The 25,872-nt window shown below is 43.5% G+C and carries 32 protein-coding genes, 1 other RNA gene and 1 other annotated feature; of the genes, 30 read left to right on the forward strand and 3 right to left on the reverse strand.

Annotation, left to right across the window (positions count from 1 at the left end):
- Window positions 1–168: 168 nt before the first annotated feature.
- Together JKM87_RS16155 and JKM87_RS16160 are read right to left on the reverse strand one after the other, a co-directional pair.
- Complete coding sequence (locus tag JKM87_RS16155) at window positions 169–837, reverse strand: deoxynucleoside kinase (RefSeq protein WP_202081413.1); 669 nt, start codon at window positions 835–837, stop codon at window positions 169–171.
- Window positions 821–1,468 carry a deoxynucleoside kinase gene (locus JKM87_RS16160; RefSeq protein ID WP_202081414.1) on the reverse strand — a complete coding sequence of 216 codons (648 nt, stop codon included), beginning with the start codon at window positions 1,466–1,468 and terminating at the stop codon, window positions 821–823. Before JKM87_RS16160 ends, JKM87_RS16155 begins: the two co-directional genes overlap by 17 nt.
- A 95-nt stretch (window positions 1,469–1,563) precedes the next feature.
- Here JKM87_RS16160 and tadA point away from each other — a divergent pair, with 95 nt between their 5' ends.
- The 18 genes from tadA to rsmI all read left to right on the forward strand — a co-directional run bounded on the left by tadA (window position 1,564) and on the right by rsmI (window position 14,696).
- On the forward strand, window positions 1,564–2,076 hold the full coding sequence (gene tadA / locus JKM87_RS16165; protein ID WP_202081415.1) for a tRNA adenosine(34) deaminase TadA: 513 nt from the start codon (window positions 1,564–1,566) through the stop codon (window positions 2,074–2,076).
- A gap of 103 nt (window positions 2,077–2,179) precedes the next feature.
- An RNA gene (gene ffs, locus JKM87_RS16170) (signal recognition particle sRNA large type) lies at window positions 2,180–2,445 on the forward strand.
- A 205-nt stretch (window positions 2,446–2,650) separates the two neighbouring features.
- The gene (dnaX, locus tag JKM87_RS16175; RefSeq protein WP_202081416.1) at window positions 2,651–4,498 is read left to right on the forward strand and encodes a DNA polymerase III subunit gamma/tau; all 1,848 of its coding nucleotides are present in this window, start codon (window positions 2,651–2,653) and stop codon (window positions 4,496–4,498) included.
- Window positions 4,495–4,806 (forward strand): YbaB/EbfC family nucleoid-associated protein, encoded by a 312-nt coding sequence (locus tag JKM87_RS16180; RefSeq protein ID WP_202081417.1) that lies wholly within the window; start codon window positions 4,495–4,497, stop codon window positions 4,804–4,806. The genes dnaX and JKM87_RS16180 overlap by 4 nt, the downstream gene beginning before the upstream one ends.
- 25 nt (window positions 4,807–4,831) lie before the next feature.
- The gene (recR, locus tag JKM87_RS16185; protein ID WP_202081418.1) at window positions 4,832–5,428 is read left to right on the forward strand and encodes a recombination mediator RecR; all 597 of its coding nucleotides are present in this window, start codon (window positions 4,832–4,834) and stop codon (window positions 5,426–5,428) included.
- Between the two features lie 94 nt (window positions 5,429–5,522).
- Window positions 5,523–5,759: a hypothetical protein gene (locus tag JKM87_RS16190; RefSeq protein ID WP_202081419.1), complete on the forward strand. Its 237-nt coding sequence runs from the start codon at window positions 5,523–5,525 to the stop codon at window positions 5,757–5,759.
- 70 nt (window positions 5,760–5,829) lie between these two features.
- Window positions 5,830–6,090, forward strand: a complete 261-nt coding sequence (locus JKM87_RS16195) for a pro-sigmaK processing inhibitor BofA family protein (protein ID WP_202081420.1) — start codon at window positions 5,830–5,832, stop codon at window positions 6,088–6,090.
- Window positions 6,091–6,257: 167 nt separating this feature from the next.
- Window positions 6,258–7,451, forward strand: coding sequence for a DUF2515 family protein (locus JKM87_RS16200; protein WP_202081421.1), 1,194 nt, complete (start codon window positions 6,258–6,260; stop codon window positions 7,449–7,451).
- A gap of 103 nt (window positions 7,452–7,554) precedes the next feature.
- Complete coding sequence (locus tag JKM87_RS16205) at window positions 7,555–7,752, forward strand: sigma factor G inhibitor Gin (RefSeq protein ID WP_202081422.1); 198 nt, start codon at window positions 7,555–7,557, stop codon at window positions 7,750–7,752.
- Between the two features lie 133 nt (window positions 7,753–7,885).
- Window positions 7,886–9,364 (forward strand): aminotransferase class I/II-fold pyridoxal phosphate-dependent enzyme, encoded by a 1,479-nt coding sequence (locus tag JKM87_RS16210; RefSeq protein WP_202081423.1) that lies wholly within the window; start codon window positions 7,886–7,888, stop codon window positions 9,362–9,364.
- A 96-nt stretch (window positions 9,365–9,460) separates the two neighbouring features.
- Window positions 9,461–10,108, forward strand: a complete 648-nt coding sequence (gene tmk, locus JKM87_RS16215; RefSeq protein WP_202081424.1) for a dTMP kinase — start codon at window positions 9,461–9,463, stop codon at window positions 10,106–10,108.
- Window positions 10,109–10,143: 35 nt separating this feature from the next.
- A complete protein-coding gene (locus JKM87_RS16220; protein ID WP_202081425.1) occupies window positions 10,144–10,473 on the forward strand; it encodes a cyclic-di-AMP receptor in 330 nt (109 codons plus the stop codon).
- A gap of 18 nt (window positions 10,474–10,491) precedes the next feature.
- The gene (holB, locus tag JKM87_RS16225; RefSeq protein WP_202081426.1) at window positions 10,492–11,475 is read left to right on the forward strand and encodes a DNA polymerase III subunit delta'; all 984 of its coding nucleotides are present in this window, start codon (window positions 10,492–10,494) and stop codon (window positions 11,473–11,475) included.
- 3 nt (window positions 11,476–11,478) lie between these two features.
- Window positions 11,479–12,327 (forward strand): PSP1 domain-containing protein, encoded by an 849-nt coding sequence (locus JKM87_RS16230; RefSeq protein WP_202081427.1) that lies wholly within the window; start codon window positions 11,479–11,481, stop codon window positions 12,325–12,327.
- Window positions 12,328–12,350: 23 nt separating this feature from the next.
- Entirely contained in the window at window positions 12,351–12,710 is a 360-nt protein-coding gene (gene yabA, locus JKM87_RS16235; RefSeq protein ID WP_202081428.1) for a DNA replication initiation control protein YabA, read from the forward strand.
- A gap of 72 nt (window positions 12,711–12,782) precedes the next feature.
- Window positions 12,783–13,511 carry a tRNA1(Val) (adenine(37)-N6)-methyltransferase gene (locus tag JKM87_RS16240; protein ID WP_202081429.1) on the forward strand — a complete coding sequence of 243 codons (729 nt, stop codon included), beginning with the start codon at window positions 12,783–12,785 and terminating at the stop codon, window positions 13,509–13,511.
- Window positions 13,504–13,791: a GIY-YIG nuclease family protein gene (locus tag JKM87_RS16245; RefSeq protein WP_202081430.1), complete on the forward strand. Its 288-nt coding sequence runs from the start codon at window positions 13,504–13,506 to the stop codon at window positions 13,789–13,791. The genes JKM87_RS16240 and JKM87_RS16245 overlap by 8 nt, the downstream gene beginning before the upstream one ends.
- Window positions 13,788–14,696 carry a 16S rRNA (cytidine(1402)-2'-O)-methyltransferase gene (rsmI, locus tag JKM87_RS16250; protein WP_202081431.1) on the forward strand — a complete coding sequence of 303 codons (909 nt, stop codon included), beginning with the start codon at window positions 13,788–13,790 and terminating at the stop codon, window positions 14,694–14,696. The genes JKM87_RS16245 and rsmI overlap by 4 nt, the downstream gene beginning before the upstream one ends.
- A 177-nt stretch (window positions 14,697–14,873) precedes the next feature.
- Here rsmI and JKM87_RS16255 read toward each other — a convergent pair whose 3' ends face one another.
- Complete coding sequence (locus tag JKM87_RS16255; protein WP_202081432.1) at window positions 14,874–15,161, reverse strand: AbrB/MazE/SpoVT family DNA-binding domain-containing protein; 288 nt, start codon at window positions 15,159–15,161, stop codon at window positions 14,874–14,876.
- Window positions 15,162–15,470: 309 nt separating this feature from the next.
- Window positions 15,471–15,753, forward strand: a binding site (T-box leader).
- Window positions 15,754–15,795: 42 nt separating this feature from the next.
- On the opposite strand from JKM87_RS16255, the gene metG reads away from it, so the two are divergent.
- From metG to spoVG, 12 genes are all read left to right on the forward strand, one after another.
- Window positions 15,796–17,781: a methionine--tRNA ligase gene (gene metG, locus JKM87_RS16260; RefSeq protein ID WP_202081433.1), complete on the forward strand. Its 1,986-nt coding sequence runs from the start codon at window positions 15,796–15,798 to the stop codon at window positions 17,779–17,781.
- A 58-nt stretch (window positions 17,782–17,839) separates the two neighbouring features.
- Window positions 17,840–18,613, forward strand: coding sequence for a TatD family hydrolase (locus JKM87_RS16265; protein ID WP_202081434.1), 774 nt, complete (start codon window positions 17,840–17,842; stop codon window positions 18,611–18,613).
- A gap of 135 nt (window positions 18,614–18,748) precedes the next feature.
- Window positions 18,749–19,825 (forward strand): 3D domain-containing protein, encoded by a 1,077-nt coding sequence (locus tag JKM87_RS16270; protein ID WP_202081435.1) that lies wholly within the window; start codon window positions 18,749–18,751, stop codon window positions 19,823–19,825.
- Window positions 19,826–19,833: 8 nt separating this feature from the next.
- Window positions 19,834–20,415, forward strand: coding sequence for a ribonuclease M5 (rnmV, locus tag JKM87_RS16275; RefSeq protein ID WP_202081436.1), 582 nt, complete (start codon window positions 19,834–19,836; stop codon window positions 20,413–20,415).
- Window positions 20,408–21,289, forward strand: a complete 882-nt coding sequence (gene rsmA / locus JKM87_RS16280; protein ID WP_202081437.1) for a 16S rRNA (adenine(1518)-N(6)/adenine(1519)-N(6))-dimethyltransferase RsmA — start codon at window positions 20,408–20,410, stop codon at window positions 21,287–21,289. The genes rnmV and rsmA overlap by 8 nt, the downstream gene beginning before the upstream one ends.
- A gap of 132 nt (window positions 21,290–21,421) precedes the next feature.
- The gene (gene yabG / locus JKM87_RS16285) at window positions 21,422–22,282 is read left to right on the forward strand and encodes a sporulation peptidase YabG (protein ID WP_202081438.1); all 861 of its coding nucleotides are present in this window, start codon (window positions 21,422–21,424) and stop codon (window positions 22,280–22,282) included.
- A gap of 252 nt (window positions 22,283–22,534) precedes the next feature.
- A complete protein-coding gene (veg, locus tag JKM87_RS16290; protein ID WP_202081439.1) occupies window positions 22,535–22,813 on the forward strand; it encodes a biofilm formation stimulator Veg in 279 nt (92 codons plus the stop codon).
- Between the two features lie 105 nt (window positions 22,814–22,918).
- Window positions 22,919–23,107, forward strand: a complete 189-nt coding sequence (locus JKM87_RS16295) for a small, acid-soluble spore protein, alpha/beta type (RefSeq protein ID WP_202081440.1) — start codon at window positions 22,919–22,921, stop codon at window positions 23,105–23,107.
- Window positions 23,108–23,215: 108 nt separating this feature from the next.
- Window positions 23,216–24,076, forward strand: a complete 861-nt coding sequence (gene ispE / locus JKM87_RS16300; RefSeq protein WP_202081441.1) for a 4-(cytidine 5'-diphospho)-2-C-methyl-D-erythritol kinase — start codon at window positions 23,216–23,218, stop codon at window positions 24,074–24,076.
- A gap of 67 nt (window positions 24,077–24,143) precedes the next feature.
- On the forward strand, window positions 24,144–24,980 hold the full coding sequence (purR, locus tag JKM87_RS16305) for a pur operon repressor (RefSeq protein WP_202081442.1): 837 nt from the start codon (window positions 24,144–24,146) through the stop codon (window positions 24,978–24,980).
- A gap of 14 nt (window positions 24,981–24,994) precedes the next feature.
- Window positions 24,995–25,381, forward strand: coding sequence for a RidA family protein (locus tag JKM87_RS16310; protein WP_202081443.1), 387 nt, complete (start codon window positions 24,995–24,997; stop codon window positions 25,379–25,381).
- Window positions 25,382–25,543: 162 nt separating this feature from the next.
- Complete coding sequence (gene spoVG / locus JKM87_RS16315) at window positions 25,544–25,834, forward strand: septation regulator SpoVG (protein WP_202081444.1); 291 nt, start codon at window positions 25,544–25,546, stop codon at window positions 25,832–25,834.
- The last annotated feature ends 38 nt before the right edge of the window (window positions 25,835–25,872 follow it).

Here is a 25,872-nt window from a genome sequence, read left to right on the forward strand (position 1 = left end):
TTCCTCCGCCATACATACATGAGCAGAATCGATAAGCAGGATGATTGGAGATAAAAAATGGACCAGGATGACAAGTCGTCGCTCTGGTCCATTTTTTATGCATTTGAATCAACTATCTAACGACTCATAAATGCCGTATAGGAGATGTGGAGGGGAAATCCTGATCTGCTATCTGCCATGAATAACCGGATGATTTAATTTCTTGCTTAACTTTTCTAAGATCAAGTGGATAGAGTCAGGATTATTGACGACATCATATTCATTAATATCCATCCGTAATACTGGACAAGCGGAGAATTGATTAATCCACGCTTCATAGCGGTCATATAATTCCCTCCAATACGCTAGAGGGGTGTCTTGTTCCATTTGACGCCCACGTTCATGTATTCGCTGAACGATATCCTCGAAACTACCTTCAAGATATAAAATGATATCTGGATGCGGAAAATAAGGTGTCATCACCATAGCATCAAAGAGGGATTGATACGTATCAAAGTCTGTCTTCGTCATGTTCCCTTTTTCATATAGCATTCTAGCAAAGATACCCGTGTCCTCATATACTGAGCGGTCTTGGACGAAGCCACCGCCATATTCAAAAATTCTTTTCTGTTCTTTAAATCTCTCTGCTAAGAAATAAATTTGAAGATGAAAGCTCCAACGTGTAAAGTCTTGGTAAAACTTGTCTAAGTACGGATTTTGGTCTACTTTTTCAAAAGAGGTGCGGAACCCTAAAGCCTCCGCGAGACGTGTGGTCATCGTTGACTTTCCCACGCCCACAGTACCAGCAATGGTAATGATGGTGTCCTGTGGTATCTGATATTTATCTCGTAAATTCATACATATTCTCCTTTTCCAAGCTGTTTTCAAAATGCAGTAGGATAGTGTTCAAGTCGCCCTGACGGGTCACAAAGTCGAGTTGGTCACCGTCCACTTCAATCACCGGAATAGCGGGATGGGCTCGTTTAAATGCTGCCATGAAGGTCGCATAGTCCTCTGATAATTGCTTCAAATACACGTGGTCAATATTCTTTTCTATATGTCTGCCTCGAAGCTGAATCCGTTGAACGAGGGTATCGAGGCTTGCGTTTAAGTAGATAATAAGGTTAGGTGTTGGCATGTCCTCCGTTAAGATATCATAAATCTGTAAGTACTTGTCCCGTTCTCTTTCCTGCAGTGTCCTTTGAGCGAAAATTTTATTTTTAAAGATATGATAGTCGGAGACAACGGGCTGTTGGTGACGGAGAAAGTGCTTCTCGACATCTTGTAACTGTTTATACCGATGGCACAAGAAATACATTTCAGTTTGGAAACTCCACTCTTCAATATTGTCATAAAATTTATCTAGAAAAGGATTTTCTTCTACGATTTCCTGTACTAGTTCAAATCCGTAACGGTCACTAATCGCTTTAGCTAGTGACGTTTTCCCTACCCCGATAGGGCCCTCAATACTGATAAAGGGCGTGGTCATAGGCTTATCCTCCTCTTGTTGATTTCCTAATTACTTATTGTACCATAGGTCTATATCAAGATATAATATTCTCATTATAATGAAGGAGTATTTTCATGGATCAACAAGCATGTGGCAGGTCAGAGCACGACAAATACATGGCTGAAGCGATTGAATGGGCTAAGATAGCAGAAACCTATGGAGAAATTCCTATTGGCGCAGTCATAGTGAAGGATGAACAAATCATTGGTACAGGTTACAATCGTAGGGAAACGGACCGTAATCCGTTAGGGCATGCTGAAATCATGGCCATTAACGAAGCAGCTCGCCACCTTGGAGGGTGGCGTTTGGAGAATTGTACGTTATATGTTACCCTAGAACCATGTCCAATGTGTGCAGGGGCGATTATTCAATCTAGAATAACCACGCTTGTCTATGGGACCGACGACCCCAAATCAGGGTACGCAGGGTCGCTTTATAACGTCTTACAAGATGAGAGGTTAAACCATCAGGCAGACGTCATTCCTCATATACGACAATTAGAATGTCAGTGCTTGCTTAAGGATTTTTTCCGACGTTTACGTCAGAGTAAAAAGCAAGAAAAACAAAGTCGGACGGAGTATGAGTGACATCATTCACGTTGGTAAACATTACCCTTGAGTTATGCATTGGTTTTCGTTATAATGGTATATGCATCACATTTTGATGCCTAACAATCATAAACAAAGTTTGCTGTGCTAGATGGGGAGGTAGCGGTGCCCTGTAACCTGCAATCCGCTATAGCAGGGTTGAATTCCTATCTAAGGTTTGTATCATGCAGGGTCTGGTTCATGCAAGTGGTGTTGACGAATGGGTCCTACGCAACGAGATCCCATGAATCCCGTCAGGTCCGGAAGGAAGCAGCGGTAAGTGGTCCATTTCGTGTGCCGCAGGATTGCCTGTTTTGAGCTAACTACATGGATTCGCTTGTGTGATACTTATCGAAGATAGGTGCGCAGCATTATTAAAATATACTGGTACTTAAACGATAAACACCTGAATGACAGGTGTTTTTTTCAATATATAAATTAAGTGTCTGCTACAGAGCAGTGAGTAGCATGCGCGTTATACAAACCTTCAGTCTCATATCCATACGCATGAGGTAAAAAGGTTTGTGCCATGATATAATAGATATAGCATGTAACGAAGAATGGAGAAGACTCTATGAGCTACCAAGCATTGTATAGGTTATGGCGACCGCAACAATTTCAAGACGTTGTGGGTCAGGAACACATCACCAAAACCTTACAAAACGCCTTGTTGGAAGCAAACTACTCCCACGCTTACCTCTTTAACGGACCGCGTGGTACAGGTAAAACAAGTACGGCGAAGATACTAGCTAAGGCTGTTAACTGCGAAAAAGCACCCGCCCCTGAGCCGTGTAACGCTTGTCGTACGTGCCAAGGTATTACAAATGGCACTGTGGTGGACGTGGTTGAGATAGACGCCGCTTCTAACAACGGGGTTGATGAAATTAGGGAGTTAAGGGATAAAGTACGTTTCTCTCCGACTGAAGCACGTGTGAAGGTGTACATCATTGATGAGGTACATATGCTAAGTCAGGGTGCGTTTAATGCGCTGTTGAAAACCCTTGAAGAACCGCCAGCGCATGTCATGTTTATATTGGCAACTACGGAGCCTCACAAAATTCCACTCACCATTATCTCCCGTTGTCAGCGATTTGACTTTCGGCGGATATCCAAATCAGCGATTGCTGACCAACTGCAGTGGGTGTGTGAACAAGAGGACATCGTGGCTGAACCCCAAGCGGTACAATTACTCGCGCAGGTCGCTGAAGGTGGGATGAGAGACGCTCTTAGTCTTTTAGATCAGGCCGAATCGTATGCGGTGGAAGAAGTAACGCTAGAGGACGTTCTCGCCGTCACTGGGGCGGTATCTCAGGAGGCCCTTTCAGATTTGGCTGATGCGATGCTCGCGGGTCAACTCGACCACGCGCTGACCTCTTTACATCGATTATTAGACCAAGGCAAGGAGCCTGTACGCCTAGTAGAAGACTTGATCTATTACTTCAGAGATCTGCTATTATATCAAACCGCACCCGGATTAGAGGATATGCTTGAGCGCGTTCAAGTCACTGAAGACCTGAAGCGCAAAGCGGAGACATATAGTCCTGAACAAATCAGCCAAGGCATTGAGAAGCTTAGTGCTGTCCAACAAGAGATGAAATGGAGCAACCATCCTCGGGTGTACCTAGAGGTCATTTGTATTCAGTTGGCTGGGCTCGAAGCAGGCGAGGATAGAAGGCAAGTACAAGCGGACACTCGCCCTTCAAACGTCACGTCAGCGTCAGGGCAAATAGCGGAGCACACAAGCACAAACCAAGCGGGCATAGCACCAACAGGACAACAAACTGAAGAGGTACGTGCTTTGCAGAGCAAGGTGTCGGAGCTTGAACAAGCGCTAACATCTATTCGGAAGGCGATACAATCAGGTCAAAAGGCAGCAGATGAGACCGACGCATCTAAACCGACTAAAAAGTCGGTTCCACCACCGATGTCTAGACAACGCTTGATAGAATTGCTCAAAACAGCAAGCAAGTCTCACTTACATCGTTTGGGTGAGAACTGGAGCCAGATTTTAGAGCAGGTTAAGAAAAAGAAAATTGTACTCAAGGCTTTATTGGATGATTGTGAACCTGTGGCTTGTGGTGACACCTTTTTTCTATTATCATTTAAAAATGAGTTTCATCGGAATACAACGGAAGATCCTGATAATCGTGAAATGATAGAGGAGGTTGTCGCAAACCTATTACAATCCCCTGTCAAAATGGTTACAATTATGTATAATGAATGGGATGAAGTGAAAGAACAATTCATCCGTGAACAAGCAGGGGAAAAAGACAATCCATCCCCTCCCCCTCATCCAGAACACCAACAAAATCAGCAAAATGACCAAGAACATCATGAAGAGGCGGTCAGACTCTTTGGTGACCTTGTCGAATTAGTTGATGGGGAAGATTCACAACATAAAAAGGAGGACAATGAATCATGAAAAACATGGGTGGCATGATGAAACAAGTACAAAAGCTTCAAAAGCAAATGCAAGAAGCACAAGAGAAGCTTAAAGAGAAAACAGTAGAAGGCACAGCCGGCGGTGGTATGGTGACCGTTACGGCCAATGGACATAAAGAAATTCTAGATATTAAAATATCAGAAGAAGCCGTTGACCCAGATGATGTAGAAATGCTCCAAGACCTTGTATTAGCGGCAATGAACGATGCCCTTAAACAAGTGGATGAGCTTGTTCAGGAAGACATGGGTAAATATACAGGAGGAATGAACCTACCGGGATTATTCTAACGGCCTTCCTTAAGGGGGAACAAAGGTGCATTACCCAGAACCGATATCAAAACTGATTGAAGGCTTTATGAAGTTGCCAGGCATCGGACCTAAAACAGCCGGTCGTCTGGCCTTTTACGTCCTTTCTATGAAAGAGGATGACGTCTTAGATCTTGCCAAATCACTCGTCAACGCTAAGCGAAATCTACAATATTGCTCTGTATGCAGTAATATAACGGATCACGATCCGTGTCGTATCTGTCAAGATAAACAACGAGATCGTTCCGTTATTTGTATTGTGCAAGACCCGAAGGATGTCATCGCTATGGAGAGAACCAAGGAGTACGATGGCTTGTATCATGTCTTGCATGGGGCAATCTCACCCATGGACGGGATCGGGCCAGAAGATATTAAGATTCCCGATCTTCTAAAACGGCTCCAGGATGACGAGGTCCAAGAGATCATATTGGCTACTAATCCAACAATTGAAGGAGAAGCAACGTCCATGTATATCTCCAAGTTGGTCAAACCATTTGAACTTAAGGTGACACGTATCGCCCACGGATTACCGGTGGGTGGGGACCTAGAGTATGCTGATGAGGTGACTCTAAGCAAGGCGTTAGAAGGTAGACGTGAGCTATAATAAATTGAGTTGGCTGTGAAGAAAACAGGAGGAACGCACAAAGTGTCATGAACGTCCTTTCTCTCTCATAGGATGGAGAGAGGGAGGGATGGACATGTTCTGGCATAAGCGTGACGTGAAGTTGAACGAGCAGTACCGGCTCATGACAAGTATCGAACATGCTAGAAAAAAGTGGACCGAGATTCAGGCCTGGCGGATAGAAGACAAGGAAGACATGTATTCTCAAATGCCTAAGGTGCTAGCGGAAATCAGGTACCGCTACCTTTTACAACAGGCGAGAAAAAGGGAATTTATGAATTATTGGTATTTAGATCTAGACCGTGATTCATGACGGTTCTAAATCCTTTGTAGACGAGTATGTATGCCATAAGGACGTCTAAAATAAAGGAGGATTTAAAGCCATGGATATGTACCCTATCGGTGTGATGATCATCGTGACACTACTATTCCTTATTCTTAATCACTATAGGTGGAAACCTGTACAATGGTTTGGAAAAGGAGTCATCCATCTGATGATGGGGGCTGCCTTTCTGTTCGTCTTTAACATTTTTGCTGATTATTTTAGCCTCTATATACCTCTTAACATCATTACGGTGGCCGTTGCAGGATTTTTAGGGCTGCCGGGGGTAGCCGCTCTAGCCTGTCTAAAAATGATGATGTAGACCCTTTACTTAACTTTTACTACGTATGTACGTATGTTGCGAATATCTAAATAATAAATTTATCGTCACCACACTTGCAGATGTCTGCAAGTATTTTTTTTGCCTCGTTTTCGGATGCTAAACATAAAGAAAGTTTACGGCATCATGAAGGAAAGGGTTGAGGTGTGGTGAAGGGAACAAAGAGACAGTATGGGTATTTACAACATTTTGAGCAGAATGCTTCTATCCCTTCCTGGGAAGTCACACGGCTTATGTCTGAATGGCAAAAGCATGATGAAAGATTTTTGCAGGGAAAGCCCTCTATCAAACTAACGGATGATGAACAAAGGGTCGTCTCTGAGATAGAGGATTTAACTGAAAAATATAATCGTAACAATGTCACCCGAACGAAGGCGTATCTTTCTTTTTATCGCCGACATCCAGAAATACACTGGGCCCTTCTAGCGCATATGGTTTCTAGAAATGGGGGCTGGAACATGACTGATCTAAAAGGGGACATGCTCCCACATTTACTCTCGAAGGATGAACTGAAGCATTTTTTCCACCTATTAGAGCGGTGTAACTGGTTGATCTTTCAGGATGCTTATCCTCAACTTCTTCTGTATGAGCGGAGCAAACAATCTAAAAAACCCTTGTTTCATCTACTGCCTTATTTTCACGTCTCTACTTTCATGAAGCTCATGTGGTCATGGTTTTGGTTGCGATACAACCAACTAGGTGTGACGCAACGATCATCTAAAGGCATCACATACGCCCTTATTATGAATGAGCAGCATCATATAGAAGACCGCGTTGTACAGCATCCATCGTATGAGCATCAAGTCTTTGAACACTGGCCATTCATCATACAACAAATTATGCATTTCAATCAGGTGCTATTCCCTTACCTTCAGGGACGGCATATCCGTGTCGCGGGGACCATCATGAGGAAATTTCAAGACATACAAGAAAGAATCCGCGTAGGAAAGAGATTATATCAGATTTTGTTTATCACTCCTGAAGTGTCCCCAGGTATCCAGCGTTGGGCATTGAAGACTGAACATACTGGCTCTAGGCAGGATTATTGGCCCCGACTATTCAGCGATCAAAGGTCCTTTTTATCAGCGTCCCATACTCATCTGAAGGGGAACCAACTCCACAAGAAAAACGACGCCATTTATAGTCCCACTTTACAGCAAGCGTGGCCCAATGTTACACATCGACCGGCCGAGCGCGCCGAATGGTGTACGAAGGAGGCGTTTTTTCAGCAATGGGCACAGGAAGAAAAAAATAAAGCTTTTGAGATGACCAATGAGCATCTTGATGCATTAAATAAGATAGACGCGACTTCAGTTGGGTTTGTAAAACTATTTAGAAAATAAAATTGAAAAATAAAAACGTTTAAAAAGTATAAAATGAAGCCCAACATCCCATAATGTGGGAAAAAGCATTGTAATAAATAATGGGGAAAGTGAGGATGGTGTCATGCAAGCACAAGTCAAACAGCGTGTACCTGAAATGTGCGTGATCTGCTCACGCCATCAGGATGAAGGTATTCATATTTGGCATCAATTTATCTGTCGAGAGTGTGAAACCGAGATCGTTATGACTGACGTTTCTGAGGAAAAATATAACTTTTTCGTACAACAAATGAAACGGATATGGCTCAAAGAAAATGCCTGATGTCACACGGCTTAAAAGGCATTGGCTATAATGAGGTCTAATAATAAGATACGCAGCGCACACGTGTTAAAATAAACAGGGACAGAACAATGGGGTCTGTCCCTGTTTATTTTTAGTGTAGGAGGACAAAAACATGAACGATACACTATCTCATGGTCGTGCACCGATTTTAGAGGCATTATTACAACATGATCAAGAGCGCAGAGCTAGATTCCATGTCCCCGGTCATAAGGGAGGGCATGTCTTTGATCACGTCGGATATGAGATTTATGATTCCTTGCTTCGAATAGATTTAACAGAACTGACAGGACTCGATGACCTTCATGATCCACACGGTATCATTGCTGAAGCCCAGCAGCTTGCAGCGGGAGTCTTTCATGCGGAGGACACGTCCTTTCTTGTTAATGGAAGTACAGCGGGTAATCTGTCTATGATACTAGGTACACTGAACAAGGGAGATAAGGTGCTTGTTCAGAGGGATGGCCACAAATCCGTCTTTCATGCACTCGCGATGGCTGAAGTGGAAGCCGTTGTAATCAGTCCAAAAATGAGTGATATTTTTCATATCCCGCTCGGGCTCACACTGCAACAAGTAAAGGAAGCTTTTAGATTGCACGAGTCAATCAAGGCGGTCATCCTGACAACCCCCAACTATTACGGGGTGTCCATACAACAATTAGAGGCGATTATCTCCTATGCACACAGACATAATGCCGCGGTATTAGTAGATGAGGCCCACGGTGCTCACTTTGGTCAACATCCAGCATTACCTCTGTCTGCAATGAAAAGTGGCGCAGATGTCAGTGTCCAGTCTACACATAAAATGCTAAGCTCCCTGACGATGACGTCGATGCTCCACATTCAGGGTTCACGAATACCTAGAGAAGATATCGCTCACTATATTCACAGCCTACAATCTAGCAGTCCATCGTATCCCCTTCTGGCATCTCTTGACTTAGCCCGATTGCAACTCCAGCAAATATCTGAACAGGACTGGCATCACTATATACGCGCAACTGAAAAACTAAAAAATGATATCCATAAGACGGAGCGTTATATGGTCATGGGTTTAGGAACACAAGAAGAGGGAATTCCAGTTTGTGACCCTTTTAAACTGACTATACAGCCTGTCTTTAATATAAGCGGATATGACCTGCAACAAGAACTAGAGGCACGAAGCATCGACGTTGAAATGGCGGACCCATATAATGTCCTTCTGACCCTGCCACTTGTTCCTCATGAGGATTGGAGTGGGGCACTCTTAACCGCGTTAAAGGATATTGCAACACAGTTTCAGAAAAAGCCATACAGGTCTGTACGAGCGTTAAGCGGACAAGATGCATCCTTTCTCAAAGATATGTACACTGACGAACGCTCAACATTTCAGATGAAAACGTACAAACAACACGAAATAGAATCTGTGCATATTGAGGAGGCTGAAGGGAGAAGAATAGGTGAAATGATGACTCCTTACCCGCCGGGTGTTCCGATTAGCATACCAGGAGAAGTGGTGACCAGAGACATGCTCCAAACCATACAAGCGTTACAAACAGCAGGGGCATATTTTCAGGGGAAAAATCGGCCTATTCAAATGATACGAGTGTTAAGATGAAAGAAAGTGAATGCAACTTGGGACAACTTCAATTATAATAATGCTAACAGAGTAGACTGTAGATAACGTTATTTTCATATAGAAAGGAATTAAACAGTGAGCGGTATTTTTATTACATTCGAAGGACCTGATGGAGCCGGCAAGACCACACAGTTGGAACTTCTCGCCGAGTTTGTGAAACAGCAGGGGTTGCCCTGCTTGACCACTCGTGAACCAGGGGGAACAGATATTAGCGACAGAGTTCGAGAAATTATTCTCAATCCTGCCCACACTGAAATGGCGCCTGAGACAGAAATTTATCTCTATGCAGCCTCTCGGGCTCAACACGTCCATGAAAAAATCAAGCCTGCCCTCGATAAGGGGACGGTAGTCTTATGTGATCGATTCGTAGAGGCGAGTGTCGCATACCAAGGTTACGGGTTGGGTTATGGCGAGGACCTTATTCGTCAAATGAATGAACTCGCCACGGGAGGGCTAAAACCTCAGCGCACTTATCTGATAGACATCAATCCTGAAGTCGGCCGTGGGAGAATGAATGGTCGTAAGCAAACCGAGTTCCAAACGGACCTAGACCGTATCGAACAAAAAGAACTGCATTATCATCAAAGGGTAAGAGAAGGGTTTAAAGCTCTCGCTAACAGCCAGGACCATATACATCCCTTAGATGGGAATCAATCGATAGAAGATATTCAGTTTCGAATCAGAAAGGATTTCAAGCGATTAGTAGAGACAAAGAAAGACTAAATGCATAATGTACATTAAAAAGGGAGGTGCCTATATTGAAGTTAATTATTGCTGTCGTGCAAGATAAGGATAGCAATCGTTTATCAAATGCGCTCGTTGAAGCAGAGTTTCGAGCTACAAAACTAGCCAGTACGGGAGGATTCCTTAAAGCTGGGAACTCCACTTTTTTAATCGGTACAGAGGATGAAAAAGTGGAGGAAGTCATGGAGATTATCAAGCAAAATTGTAAAGCAAGAGAGCAGCTCGTTGCCCCCGTTTCTCCGATGGGTGGTAACGCAGATTCGTACGTACCCTATCCGGTCGAAATCCAAGTCGGTGGCGCGACCGTATTTGTTGTTCCAGTTGAACAATTTGAGCAATTTTAAGGTGGGAAGGTAAAGGGTATGGAAAACAAAGCACATAAACAGAGACAACAGCATATCCAACAATGGGTACAGAGACTTTTTGTAAAGGATAAATTAGCGCACGCGTATCTATTAGTGGGGCAAAAAGGGGCTGGGAAACGAGACATGGCACGACTGTTTGCTCAGTCCCTTTACTGTAGGCAAAGGGAAAATGGATTGCCCTGTCAAGCGTGTATCGATTGTACAAGAGTGGCTAACCACAATCATCCTGATGTTCATTGGATCGCACCACAAGGACAGAGCGTCAAAATAGAGCAGGTACGTGAGTTACAAAAAGAATTTTCCTATCGGGGAGTGGAGGAGCAAAAAAAATTATATGTGATTGAGCAGGTAGAAACCATGACGACGCAGGCCGCTAACGGGTTGCTTAAATTTCTAGAGGAGCCCCATCCAGGCACTTATGCGTTATTACTAACAGAACATAAGCACCGCTTGCTTCCCACGATACTCTCTCGATGCCAGGAAATTGCCTTTCCTCCTCCTTCACCTCTAGAGATTAAACATGCACTAGAAGAATCCCACCCTCCTGGACTCGCTTCTCTCGCTTCCCATATTTCAACAGACATGGAAGAAGCTAACGCCTTATGTGAGGCGAATGAATTTGCAGAGGCTAGAACCTTAGTGATACAATTAGTAGAAGAGGTGGAGAAGGTCACAACACAAGCCGTATTTCACATTCAAGATAAGTGGACAAACATCTTAAAAGACCGTGAACAATTGGCTGTTGTACTAGATCTCCTTTTAATGTGGTATAAGGATTTACTTTATATCCAAGCAGGCTTGACGCAAAAAATCGTCTATATAGATCAGATGGATAAACTATCAACACAAGCGCTTCAGTTGTCTAAGGAACGATTAGCGAGGAATCTTACGTCAATTTTAGAGGCAAAAAAGAGACTACATGCGAACGTAAACCCACAACTCCTTCTTGAGCAGATGGTGATTCGTTTACAGGAGGGATAAACTTTGTACAGTGTCGTAGGGGTACGATTTAAAAAGGCAGGGAAAATTTATTACTTTGACCCGGATGAGTACCCGGTGGAAAAAGACCAATTTGTCATCGTAGAGACCTCGCGCGGTATTGAGTACGGCAAGGCCGTCACGCCCATCAAAGAAGTGGACGAAGAGGATGTTGTGCTTCCGCTAAAAAAGGTGCTACGTATTGCAGATGGTGAGGATCGAAAGAAAGTTGAAGAAAACCAAGCAGCTGCCAAAGAAGCGTTTGACACTTGTCTCCATAAGATTAGCGAACATAAATTAGACATGAAGCTTGTGGATGTTGAGTACACGTTTGACCGTAATAAAGTCATCTTTTACTTTACGGCTGAGGGACGGGTTGACTTCAGAGAATTAGTGAAAGACTTAGCTTCAATTTTCCGTACCAGAATAGAACTCAGGCAGATTGGGGTACGTGACGAGGCCAAAATGCTCGGAGGGATTGGACCTTGCGGAAGGGTCTTATGTTGTTCCTCCTTTCTAGGGGACTTTGAACCCGTATCCATTAAGATGGCTAAGGACCAGAATTTATCCTTAAATCCAGCGAAGATCTCAGGTTTATGTGGTCGTCTCATGTGTTGCTTGAAGTATGAGAACGATCAGTACGAGTCCGCCATTAAAGAGCTCCCGGATATAGGGGAAATGGCCGTCACTTCACTAGGAGAAGGGAAGGTCGTAGGGCTAAACTTACTGGAAAGACTGGTACAAATAGACCTTAAGGAATCAGACCGTGTAGTTGAATTCACGCTGGATGAGCTCATACAACATCAGGAAGGGCCAGAAGAAGAGCTTGCCATGAACGATGCACCTAAGGAATAGCTTGCTGTATGGGAGTGGAGATGATGGATAAAAAAGCGTTGTTTGAGCAAGTGTCACACCTTGAGAACCAAATCGGGGCTTTATACAAAGAGCTCGGGTCTCTCAAACAGCATATCGGTGAGTTAATTGAAGAGAATCAAGGCTTAATCATAGAAAATGGACATCTTAGAAAACGATTAGAAGATATACAACCAGAACACCAAAAGTCGGATCAAAAACCTGCTCAAGAAGGGGAACGTGGTAAGACATACAAGGTTGGTGAAGGATATGATAATCTCGCCCGGTTGTATCAAGAGGGGTTTCATATCTGTAATCTTCATTACGGAAGTATTCGTAAAGAAGGGGATTGCCTGTTTTGTCTATCGTTTCTAAACAAATCATAAAAGCGGAAATGAGGGAGGAGTCTGGGGAGCCAGGCTCTTTTTTTACATCAATGAAAAGGATTGTGTGTAAAAATGTTAAAGGATCATGAGAGACTAGATTATGTGTTGAATGAAGAGATTAAAATTATTCAGAGTCCAGAGATCTTCTCCTTTTCAATGGATGCGATACTGTTAGCGAAATTCGCCTACCTGCCACTGAAAAGAGGACGTGTACTGGACCTATGCACAGGGAACGGGGTGATACCTTTTCTGCTTGCTCAACGGACGAAGGCTACAATTGAGGGCGTAGAAATTCAAGACAAAGTCTTTGATATGGCCCAAAGAAGTTTAGCTTTGAATAAGTTGGAGGATCAAGTTAAATTCTATCGTATGGATATCAAAAATGCCCCATCGAAGCTAGGACATGGGCGCTATGATGTGGTAACCTGTAACCCTCCTTATATGCCGGTCACAACGGGGGAGAAGCATCATAATGAGCATTTTGCCATAGCAAGACATGAGATATATTGTGAGCTAGAGGATGTCATCCATATCAGCAGTCAACTTGTACGTCCGGGAGGAAAAGTGGCCCTGGTTCATCGCCCAAGTCGTCTTATTGATATCGTCACCTTCATGCGAGCATACCGCCTAGAACCAAAACGGGTGCGTTTCATACACCCTAAGTCAGAAAAAGAAGCGAACATGGTACTTATTGAAGCGTTGAAGGATGGGAAGCCTGAACTTACCACATTGTCGCCTCTCATCGTCTATGATGAGAATGATCAATATACTGAGGCCCTGAAGGAGATTTACTATGGCTGAAAGGAAAGACAGTCAGCACTATGTCTATATCTTACGGTGTAAGGACAACACGTTATATACTGGCTATGCTACGGATGTTAGCAGACGGTTAGCCGAGCATCATGCAGGAAAGGGTGCCAAGTACACACGCGGCCGTGGACCGCTTAAGCTTGTGTATGTCGAACGTTGTGAAGACCGGTCTGCTGCGTTAAAACGTGAAGCCCAAATTAAAAAACTAGGTAGAACGCAAAAAATAAAACTCATCCACCATTTTGAACGGAAAGGAGGCGTGGTGACATGAAAGTACAAAAAAGTTTTCAGGCGCAACGGAAGGTCGGTTCCCTAACGCTGGTTCCTACCCCCATTGGGAATTTACAAGATATGACCTTTAGAGCTGTGGACATACTCAGACAGGCAGACTATATTGCCGCTGAAGATACTAGACAGACCCAAAAGTTACTGAATCATTTTGATATACATAACAAACTGGTGAGTTATCACGAACATAACAAGCGCCAAAGTGGTCAGCGTATCTTAGAGGATTTACGAGCAGGGAAGCATGTCGCCCTCGTGTCTGATGCAGGCATGCCAGGGATATCAGACCCAGGAACGGACCTTGTACAGGCTGCCATCACTCAAGACATACCTGTCATTTCTTTACCGGGGCCTAATGCAGCACTCACAGCCCTCGTGGCTTCAGGGCAAAGCACAGATCACTTTTTATTTTATGGCTTTTTGGATCGCAATAAGAAAAAGAAAAAAGTGCAACTCGATTCACTTCGACGGGTACCTTATGCCATGATCTTCTATGAATCCCCACACCGTATTAAAGAGACACTGTCCGCTATCTTACATACGTTGGGTAATCGCCAAATATCACTTGTGCGTGAAATCAGTAAAAGGCATGAAGAGTACGTAAGGGGATCTGTGGAAGACGTTTTTCAATGGGCCACAGAGCACACTGTAAGAGGGGAGTTTTGTCTCATTGTCAGCGGCCATGAAGACATCGCCACTTTTGCTTTAGATGCTGGGGAAGAAAAAGCCTGGTGGGAGGAGATGTCTGTGCAAGAACATGTTGATACGTATATCAACGAAGGACAAACGTCCAAAGAGGCGATAAAAAAAGTGGCCAAAGATAGACAAGTATCTAAGAGAGACGTTTATCAGACTTACCATGTACGTGGCGACATAGGGAATAAAGCGTAAATGATTCATTGTCTAGACACATAAAAAAGCCCTGATCCTGGTCTTATGTATAACGGAAAATGTTGACCTACGAGATCGGGCTTTCATCACAGAATTTATATATTAATTAATTTTTGATATACGGTGAAGGCAATCAATATAGTTCTAATATCTTTATGATTTCATGAGACGTTTATCTTAGGAATGCTTCTTCGCGTACTCTTCTAACGTTGGTAGAAGTTCTTTTACAGCGTCTGGGCTAAGTATAATCTTGCCATCATTCAAGGCAATGTTGTTTTCACTAATTTGTCCCGTAACCATACAGGCCATTCTAGGTTCATACTTTCGAAGAATGATCTTGTCCCCATCAACATAAATTTCGAGTGCATCTTTCTCAGCAATTCCAAGCGTACGACGAAGCTCAATTGGAATGACAACGCGGCCTAACTCATCCACCTTACGTACAATACCAGTACTTTTTAACATTTGCGTTTCTCCTCTCATCATTTAGTAAAAATGAATGTATTTTTTATATCGTCAAAATTCGACACGTTCTACCCACATAATACCAGTGGAACAGGCACTAGTCAATCACTTTTTTTACAGAAAAAGGGTAACTTCAACAAAAATAATTAAAATTCGACAAATATATTAGTATATTTCGACAAAATATTCGCTTTATCGGGTAAAAACTTGACAATGCTTGGGAAAGTTAGGTATATTTTTGCTTAGAAAATGTTAGACTTGTAAAGATAATTCCACATCGACCTTATAAATAAACATAAAAGTCTATAAAGATACTCTATGAACAGATGAGTACATGTTCACGTTTATAACAGAGAACCGGGGAAGCTGGAAACCGGGATAAACGAAACATGGAAGATGGTCTGGGAGAGTTTAAGATTCGAGATCTACTTTTATTAGAAGATTAAGGGTCTTACGTTCTTCCCTGCGTTAAGGGGGTAGGCTAGGGACCTGCATTTATCGTGTGGGAGGCTTTTCCTAGGCTCTGGAGCTTGTCCTTCGTAAGGAGGCAGGGAATTAGGGTGGTAACACGAGAGTAACTCTCGTCCCTTTATGGGATGAGGGTTTTTTTAATATACGCAAAGGGGAGATTAGAATGGCAGATCAAAAAACGTTTTATCTGACAACACCGATTTATTACCCGTCCGACAAACTGCATATCGGTCACGCATATACGACAGTGGCAGGAGATGCGATGGCTCGATACAAGCGTTTAAGAGGCTATGATGTTATGTTTTTAACAGGAACGGACGAACATGGTCAAAAAATAGAACGTAAGGCGGAGGAAAAAGGGGTCAGTCCACAGGCGTTTGTCGATGACATTGTCAGCGGGATTAAGCTTCTTTGGGATAAGCTTGATATTTCTTACGATGATTTTATAAGAACAACGCAAGACAGACATAAAGTTGTGGTGCAGAAGATCTTTGAACGCTTTTTAGAACAAGGCGATATTTATCTTGATGAATATGAAGGTCTATACTGTACGCCTTGTGAGTCTTTTTGGACAGAGCGACAGGCAGCGGATAACGTCTGTCCGGATTGTGGGCGTAAAGTGGAACTTGTACGCGAGAAAAGCTACTTCTTCCGTATGAGTAAGTACGCTGACCGTTTATTACAATTCTACGAAGAGAACCCCGATTTCATCCAGCCTGCTTCAAGAAGAAACGAGATGATCAATAACTTTATTAAGCCTGGTCTGGAAGATTTATGTGTATCACGGACCACTTTTGATTGGGGTATTCGAGTGACGAGTGACCCGAAACATGTCATTTACGTCTGGATTGACGCCTTAACGAATTACATTACGGCCATTGGTTACGGGGCAGAAGATATCTCATTACAAGAGAAGTATCAGCGCTATTGGCCAGCTGATGTGCATTTGGTTGGGAAGGAGATCGTCCGTTTCCATACGATTTACTGGCCCATTATGCTCATGGCCTTAGATCTACCCCTACCGAAAAAAGTATTTGCACACGGATGGTTACTGATGAAAGACGGTAAAATGTCTAAATCTAAAGGCAATGTTGTTGACCCTGTTACGCTCATCGAACGTTATAGTTTGGATGCTCTAAGGTACTATTTATTGAGAGAGGTTCCATTCGGTGCCGATGGTGTGTTCACACCGGAAGGTTTCGTTGAACGGTTGAACTTCGATCTTGCCAATGACTTAGGAAATCTACTTAATCGAACGGTGGCCATGATCAATAAATATTTCGATGGCGTAGTACCTGAACGCTCAAGCCGTTTGTCTGAATTTGATCAGGGATTAGAAGCTTTAGCGCTAGAAACAGTAAACAAGGTTGAAGAGGCCATGGATAATATGGAGTTTTCTGTCGCGTTGACTGCGATATGGCAACTTGTAAGCCGGACGAATAAGTACATTGATGAAACTCAGCCTTGGATTCTAGCCAAGGAAGAGGAGAAGCGTGAGAATTTAGGTTCAGTGCTGTACCACTTAGCAGAATCTCTGAGAATGATCGCTGTTCTCATTCAGCCGTTTATGACAGCAACGCCTGATAAGGTCTTCACGCAATTAGGTATACAGCAAGGCAATAAGACAGCTTGGGATAGCTTACGCCAGTTTGGTCAGTTAGACGCTGGGGTCCAAGTACAAAAAGGTCAGCCCATTTTTCCGAGATTGGACATGGAAGAGGAAGTGGCTTATATCGTAGAAGCGATGAGTGGCAGCAAGCCCGTGACTGAGGAAAAGGCAGAGAATGATACAGCCCAGGATATGCAGATAGAGGCACCAGAAGTAGATGAAATCACCATTGATGACTTCACTAAGGTCGAACTGAGAGTGGGTCAAATTTACGAAGCGGAACCCGTTAAGAAGGCTGATAAACTGTTAAAGCTTCAAGTCGATTTGGGTTATGAGAAACGTCAAGTCGTCTCTGGTATCGCCCAGTATTACAAACCTGAGGAACTCGTAGGTCAAAAAGTGATCTGTGTCACGAACCTTAAACCCGTTAAGCTACGTGGAGAGCTTTCCCAAGGCATGATACTAGCAGGATCAGCAGGAGACTCCTTGACCCTGGCGACGGTGAGTGATCAATTACCAAACGGCGCTAAAGTGAAGTAAAACCGACCCTTATAAACACTCAAATCACTCTAAACTCACATGTTGAAAGGAGTATTGTATGCTTTTTGACACCCATACACATTTGAATGACCACGCTTTTGACGAAGATCGAGAGCAGGTATTTGCTAGACTGCAAGAAGCGGATGTGTCTCTGCTCGTCAATGTAGGCTTTAACAAGGAGACGATTCCAGCTACCCTAGAATTAGCTGAACAGTATGATTTCGTATACGCTGCAGTGGGATGGCACCCGCACGACGCCAAGGATTGTACACAAGCCGATCTTGATTGGATAGAAGAGATTGCCACAACACATCCAAAAGTAGTCGCCATAGGGGAAATGGGACTCGATTATCACTGGGATAACTCACCCAAAGAAGTTCAAATAGATATCTTCCGCCAACAAATCCAACTAGCCAAGCGTGTTGACAAACCGATTATTATTCATGATCGAGACGCCCATGAGGACGTTGTCAGCATTCTAGAATCAGAAGGGGCAGCAGAAGTTGGAGGGATTATGCACTGCTTCGGCGGTGATATAGACATCGCCCAGCGTTGCTTGGATATGAACTTCTATATTTCATTTGGTGGCCCGATTACGTTTAAGAACGCGAAAGAACCCAAGGAAGTGGCTAAGCAAATACCACTAGATCGTTTACTGATTGAAACAGATAGTCCGTATTTAACGCCGCACCCTTATCGTGGGAAACGGAATGAAACAAGTTACGTTCAATATGTGGCACAAGCCTTGGCCGATCTAAAGAAATTGTCGTATGAGGAAATCTGTCACATCACGCAAGAAAATGGGCGTAAAGTATTTAAATTAGACGTCTAGGTTCTACAAGCGACCTTCCCTTCATAATCATGTCGAAAAACACCATGTCCATTAAAATGTTGGCATGTTATGCTTTTTGACAACTTGTCAAGCCTACTATAGAATGGCTTCAAGGTTATGGAGGGGAGGATTTTTATGTGGTCACACATCATTGATTTGATGAGAAACGAAAGCAAGGAAGACCAACTAGGCCCTTACGTTACACAAAGGTTTGTTCTCCCTGTGCTCATGCTCACTTGCCTATTATCTGTGGCTTATGGCCTAGTGACCTACGAAATAAAAGTAGGCGTGCAGCTTGATGGGAAGCATCAGGAGGTTAGCACGCAAGCGAATACGGTTGAAGAATTAATGAAAGAACTAGATGTAGAGGTATCCCACCGTGATATCCTTCAGCCCTCCGCAGATACAGCCCTAGAAAGTGGTCTTACGGTTGTATGGGAACCAGCTAAAAATGTCAATTTAGATTATAGAGGCCAGCGCCAGTCTGTATGGACAACAGCCGATACGGTAGAAGCGTTCCTAGAGGAAGAGAACATTAAAGTTCAAGAGTCAGAAGAACTCAACGTTGCATTGCAAGATCGTATACGTCACGATCAGCAAATACAAATCGCTCATATTGAGCAAGAGGAAGTAACCGAAACTTATACTGTTCCTTATCAAACGATTCGTAGAGAAGATGATGAGCTCTTACGAGGACAGGAGCGAGTCGTACAAAAAGGGATCGCAGGAGAAGGCATCGACCGTTTTCTAGTGACTTGGAGGAACGGAGAAGAATATAGTAGGGAGAAGATCTCTACTGAAGTTGTACGGAAAAAACAGGATAAAATTGTAGCTGTTGGGACTAAAGCAAGCGTGTCTCGAGGCGGATACGTTTTTGCTCCTTCACGTGTCCTTCAGGACGTCACCTTAACCGCTTACTCTGCTAGGTCAGCTGGTAAGGGAAAGAATGATTCCCAGTACGGGATGACAAGTTCTGGGACACGAGCCTCAGATGGACGGACCATCGCAGTGGACCCTAATATTATTCCTATTGGCACTTGGGTGTATATAGACGGCGTTGGGCTTCGCCGTGCTGAGGATATCGGTGGGGCTGTTAGAGGTAACAAAATTGATGTTTATTTTGAAGATCATAATCAAGCCGTGTCTTTTGGCACTCGCCATGGGTATACAGTGTATGTCATAGGCCCAGAGAGGCCAACAGCTAGCGAGTAGAGGTGCTTATGAAAATAGATGAAATAATCGTTGTTGAGGGACGTGATGATACGGTCGCCGTACAGCGTGCCGTTGATGCTGACACCATTGAGACAGGTGGTTCAGCGTTGAATGAAGAAAAGCTGAACCGCATCCGCCTAGCCCAAGAAAGAAGGGGCGTGATCGTTTTAACGGACCCCGATTACCCAGGGGAGCGGATACGGAAATTAATTGATGAGGCTGTACCCGGTTGCAAGCATGCCTTTATCCCCAAGGCGTTAGCGCTATCTAAGAGAGGCAAACTAGGGGTGGAACACGCTAGCCCTGGAGCAATTCGAGCGGCATTAAAGGATGTCAAATACGCTCATCATAAGAAAGAAGAGGCAGATTCAGAATATGATGCCTTTGCCCCTACAATCTCAACGTTGCAAGCATACGGATTAGTTGGAAGTCAGGAAGCGAGCCGGTTACGTGCATTAATGGGGGAAAATTTAGGCATTGGCTACTGTAATGCGAAACAGTTTCAAAAGAGGTTGCAATCGTTCCGCGTGACACAGGTAGAATTTGAACAAGCTTATGCACGAGCAAGACAGGAGAGTCAATATGAATAAAGATATCGCCACACCACTAAGAACAAAAGCCATACTTAACCAGTACGGGTTTTCCTTTAAAAAGAGTCTGGGCCAGAATTTTGTTATCGATGCCCAGCTATTAGAAAACATTGTAGAGACAGCTGATGTGAGGGAACAAGACGGCGTGATTGAGGTTGGACCGGGAATCGGTGCGTTAACGGAACAAGTGGCACGAAAAGCAAAAAAGGTGCTAGCTTTTGAAATCGACCAAAGGCTGATACCCGTTCTAAAAGATACTTTGCAACCCTATCCTCACGTTTCAGTGATCAATCAAGATGTCCTCAAAGCAGATTTGCCAGCTATCATACAGGAACACTTCACACAGGTAGAGAGGGTTCACATTGTAGCCAATTTGCCTTACTATATCACGACCCCTATCCTCATGCACATCTTGCAATCTGGTGTGCCATATACGAATCTTGTCGTGATGGTACAAAAGGAAGTGGCCGATCGTCTAGCCGCTGTGCCAGGCACCAAGAGTTACGGCTCATTATCGATCGCCGTACAATATTTTGCCCAAGCTAAGGTAGTCAAAACCGTACCCAAATCTGTATTTATCCCCCAACCTCATGTTGAATCTGCCATTATTAAGCTTGAGCGAAGAGAACAACCGCCCGTCGTTGTGCGAAGTGAATCGTACTTTTTTAAAGTCGTCAAAGCGAGCTTTGCTCAACGGCGAAAGACATTAGTGAATAACTTACAAAGCTTTTTAGGTCAATCGTACTCAAAGTCAGACATTCAAGACATGCTTGATGCAGTCCATATCGATGGCAAAAGGCGAGGCGAGTCCCTTACAATGGACGAGTTTGCCACGTTAAGTGATGCGCTATATCAACATACGGGTAGTGAATAACACGAGTGGAGATGAGCATGTAAAGGGCTTAGATTGGTTTTTCTGGCCTTTTCAAATTAAATACATCATCAGCATTATGGGGCATACACCCCTCCTCTTTAGACTGCATAGGATAAAGCGAGGAGGATGGGTATGTCTTTTAATGTTGGAGATATTGTGGGTAGGAAATCGTATGATGTTGATGTGCATTTTCGGATTATCTCAATTGACCGCAACGAACAAATAGCAGAATTAAAAGGGGTCGACATGCGTCTGTTTGCAGACTCTCCATTGGGGGATCTGGTCAAAATAGACGATGGTACCAGAGGGAGAAAACAGATGGAAGAGGAGGAACGCACCTCGAGCTCCCTGCAAGAAATCAAACATAAAAGAGAGTATGGAGAATCCTATTTTGAGCTCCCTGGACGCGTCTTGCATATGGATGGGGATCAGACTTACCTCAAAAAATGTATGGAAGTCTATAGGGAGCTCCAGATCCCTGTTTATGGCATTCATGTTCCTGAGACAGAAATGCCAAAGCGTCTCTTATCTCTATTGAAACAAATACAGCCCGACATTCTAATCATGACCGGGCATGATGCATACAGTAAATCAAAGGGTGAAAAAGATGACATCAATGCGTACCGTCACTCCTCCCAATTCCGTGAGGCGGTGCACAAAGCACGAGAATATGAGCGTAATAGAGATCAATTGATTATATTTGCAGGGGCGTGTCAGTCGCATTTTGAGGCCTTAATCTCAGCAGGTGCTAATTTTGCAAGCTCACCAGAGCGGGTGAATATACATGCGTTGGATCCCGTTTTTATCGTGGAAAAAGCATGTTACACACCCATTAATCAGATTATTAGTGTGCGTCAAATTCTTTATTATTCCGTTACAGGAAGTTCTGGTCTGGGTGGGATAGACACGAGGGGGACATTACGCGTTGGTAAACCGGGCATACAAGAAGATGATGACGATGCCTCGGATGATCAAGACGTATACGACATATGACCCAAAGATAGGGTGATATAGCGCCGCCCAACGACATAGGACTATATGCCGATTTTATCGACAAAAAGGTCTCTTGTTTTGTAAAAAAACGAGGGATTTTTTTGTTTTTCCATACATAATGACGAATGATAAGGGAAAAGATAAATAAAAAATCATTGACAAACTTTTTGTCCGCTTGCTATAATTAATAATTTTGTTTGACATTATAGTTCCGGACATGCTATAATGTCTTATAGAGTGAGGTGGTCGTATATGGGAAGAAATGCGTTAATGGATATTAAACGTAGCTTAGATGAACACATCGGACAAAAGATCATGCTGAAGGCCAATGGAGGCAGACGCAAGACGGTTGAGCGCGAGGGTGTTCTTGAAGAGACGTATCCTTCAGTATTCATCGTTAAACTAGATGAAGAAACGAACTCCTTTGAACGGGTCTCCTACAGTTACGCAGATATACTAACAGAAACGGTCGAGCTCACAGTATGCCAAGACGAAGACAATCAAATTCGTATCTCCTACGTAAAACAGTAAGTTCTTCAAATCGAAGAACTTACTGTTTTGCTGTTTAGGCGTCAATGAGGTGTACATACTAAGAACAATCGGTTTCTGCTCCTGAGTTGAGGAGGAGGTTGTTCTATGGCCAGAAGAAGAGGGATCATGTCAGACGCATTGAAGTACGAACTAGCCAAGGAGCTAGGCTTCTATGATACCGTTCAACAGGAAGGCTGGGGCGGTATCAAGTCGAGAGATGCGGGTAATATGGTCAAAAGAGCAATTGAGATTGCGGAGCAAAATTTAGCCAATCAACAACAAAACCAGAAGTAGAAACTGAGGACGGGGCCTCCTAGGCCCCTAAAACGAATATTAAAACTGGTCATTCTCCATTTAATAATGGTAAAATGTTAAAGCAATATGGGGAAATGTGGTGAACGTATGGGATTAACAATGAAAGCACCAGCGAAAATAAATTTGACTTTAGACGTATTACATAAAAGAGAAGACGGTTATCATGAAGTCGAAATGGTGATGACCTCAATAGATTTAGCGGACCATTTACACATGGTGTCTCGAAAAGACATGGACATTCATGTTGAGTGTACGACAAGCTTTGTGCCCACTGATCAACGCAACCTCGTTTATCAGGCCGCCAAACGCCTACAAGCCCGATTTAATATTAAACAAGGTGTACATATTACCATTCAAAAAAAGATACCCGTAGCAGCTGGATTAGCTGGCGGGAGTAGTGATGCGGCAGCATGCATCAAAGGATTAAATCAATTATGGGGCTTAAGGTTAACAACGAATGAAATGGCAGCGCTAGGAGCAGAGATAGGGTCAGATGTTTCATTTTGTATATATGGGGGAACAGCATTGGCCACAGGACGTGGTGAGAAAATTATCCCTTTACCAGCGCCACCTCCATTTTGGGTGATCTTGGCTAAACCGCCTATTGGTGTTTCTACGGGAAATATATACGGTAAGCTTAAGGCGGACCAAATTAAGGCGCATCCTGATACCGAACGCATGATTGAAGCGATTAAAGAAAAGGATTTTGAATTGATTACGGCCTCATTAGGTAATGTGCTAGAGGAAGTCACACTATATGAACACCCACAGGTCGGACAGATCAAAGAACGGATGAAACGTTATGGTGCGGACGGTGTCCTTATGTCTGGAAGCGGACCCACTGTCTTTGGAATTACCCAAAAGGAATCGCGTATGCGCAAGATATATCATGCGCTAAAAGGATTTTGTCGCGATGTTTACGTCGTGCGTTCGTTGGGTGAAAGATAAAAACTTGAATAAAAACGTATAAAAGTGATATATTACCCTCATAATATTCGGATTTCGGAGGGGTGACATGAAGAAATTACGTAGAAGTGCAAGGATTGCCGATATGACGCAATATTTACTCGAACGCCCTCGTCTCCTCCTTCCATTAACGCTATTCTCTGAACGATACGGGTCGGCCAAATCTTCAATCAGTGAAGATCTACAAATTATTAAAGATGTGTTCGTCATGGAAGGCGTTGGTGACTTAGAAACAGTTCCAGGCGCAGCTGGCGGTGTGAAATTCCTTCCTGACGTCCATATGGCTCAGGTAGAAGAATGGATGCAGGAATTGATGCAGGGCTTAAGAACTGAACAGCGAATGTTACCAGGAGGTTACCTTTATCTTTCCGATTATTTGCACCAGCCGCAAATCGTGAACAAGATAGGTAAAATATTCGGTTCATTGTTCGCAGCGCAAGATGTCGATTGTGTCATGACAGTGGAGACGAAAGGGATACCATTAGCCTATGCCACAGCCCAAGTATTGAATGTCCCCATTGTCATTGCCAGAAGGGATACGAAAGTGATGGAGGGCTCTGTGGTCAGCATTAATTATGTATCCGGGTCAAGCAAACGCATACAAACCATGTCTCTGTCTAGAAGAGCGTTGCCTGAAAGTTCTAAAGTTGTCATAGTCGATGATTTTATGAAGGCAGGAGGCACAATTCGGGGTATGATGGACCTGTTACAAGAGTTCAAAGCAGAGGTCGTAGGGGCCTGTGTTTTCATGGAATCAGATACGACTACGCACCGGATTGTTGATGAGGTTTACTCATTAATACGTTTTAACCATGACGAACAAGTTCAAGAACCGATTAACTTAACCTTAGGTAATATTTTTGATAAACATAGCGATAAAGGCTAAAAGGAGGTCATAAAATGGCAGAGAAAAAGATAATCCAAACGGATGAGGCACCCCAAGCGATTGGCCCCTACTCACAGGCTGTTAAAATGGGCCCGTTTGTATACACATCAGGCCAAATTCCACTAACAAAAGACGGATCGTTAATTGAAGGAGATGTACAAGCTCAAACGAAACAGGTATTAGAGAACGTAACAGCGGTCCTCAAGGCCGCTGGGTGCGAAATATCTGATGTGATCAAGACAACGGTGTTTATCGATGACATGAGTGAGTTTCAATTAGTGAATGAGGTCTACGAACGCTATTTTGCAGACACAAAACCCGCAAGGTCTTGCGTTGAAGTGGCTGGCTTACCCAAGCAGGTCAAAGTGGAGATAGAATGCATCGCTTACCTTTCAGAATAGGCCCATAAAAGGGACATATTAACATTAAATAAGAAAGCAATAATCTTAAAAATAAAAAATGTGAAAAAAATGTGAAAAAAAATGAGGTTAAAAGAAGGATTTTCCCCACCTTTGTTGAAATTTATTGAAAAGCATTTATTTTGGATAAAGGTGGTGAAAAGCATGGAGGTTACTGACGTTAGACTCCGCCGTGTCAACACGGAGGGAAGAATGCGAGCAATTGCTTCTATCACTATCGATAACGAATTTGTAGTGCATGATATTCGCGTCATCGATGGAAATAATGGTATGTTTGTGGCGATGCCATCTAAACGTACACCAGACGGAGAGTTTCGTGACATTGCACACCCGATCTCTTCCGCAACTCGTGAGAAAATCCAAACAGCTGTACTAGCTGAATACGAGGCAGTTGGTGAGCAAGAAGATATGGAAGTGGAAGAAGCAGGGGCTTAAACCCGTCATGTTAGCATCATTAAAAGTTCATTATCAAT

Origin of the sequence: Caldalkalibacillus salinus (assembly GCF_016745835.1) — a bacterium.
GTDB classification, from domain to species: domain Bacteria; phylum Bacillota; class Bacilli; order Caldalkalibacillales; family JCM-10596; genus Caldalkalibacillus_A; species Caldalkalibacillus_A salinus.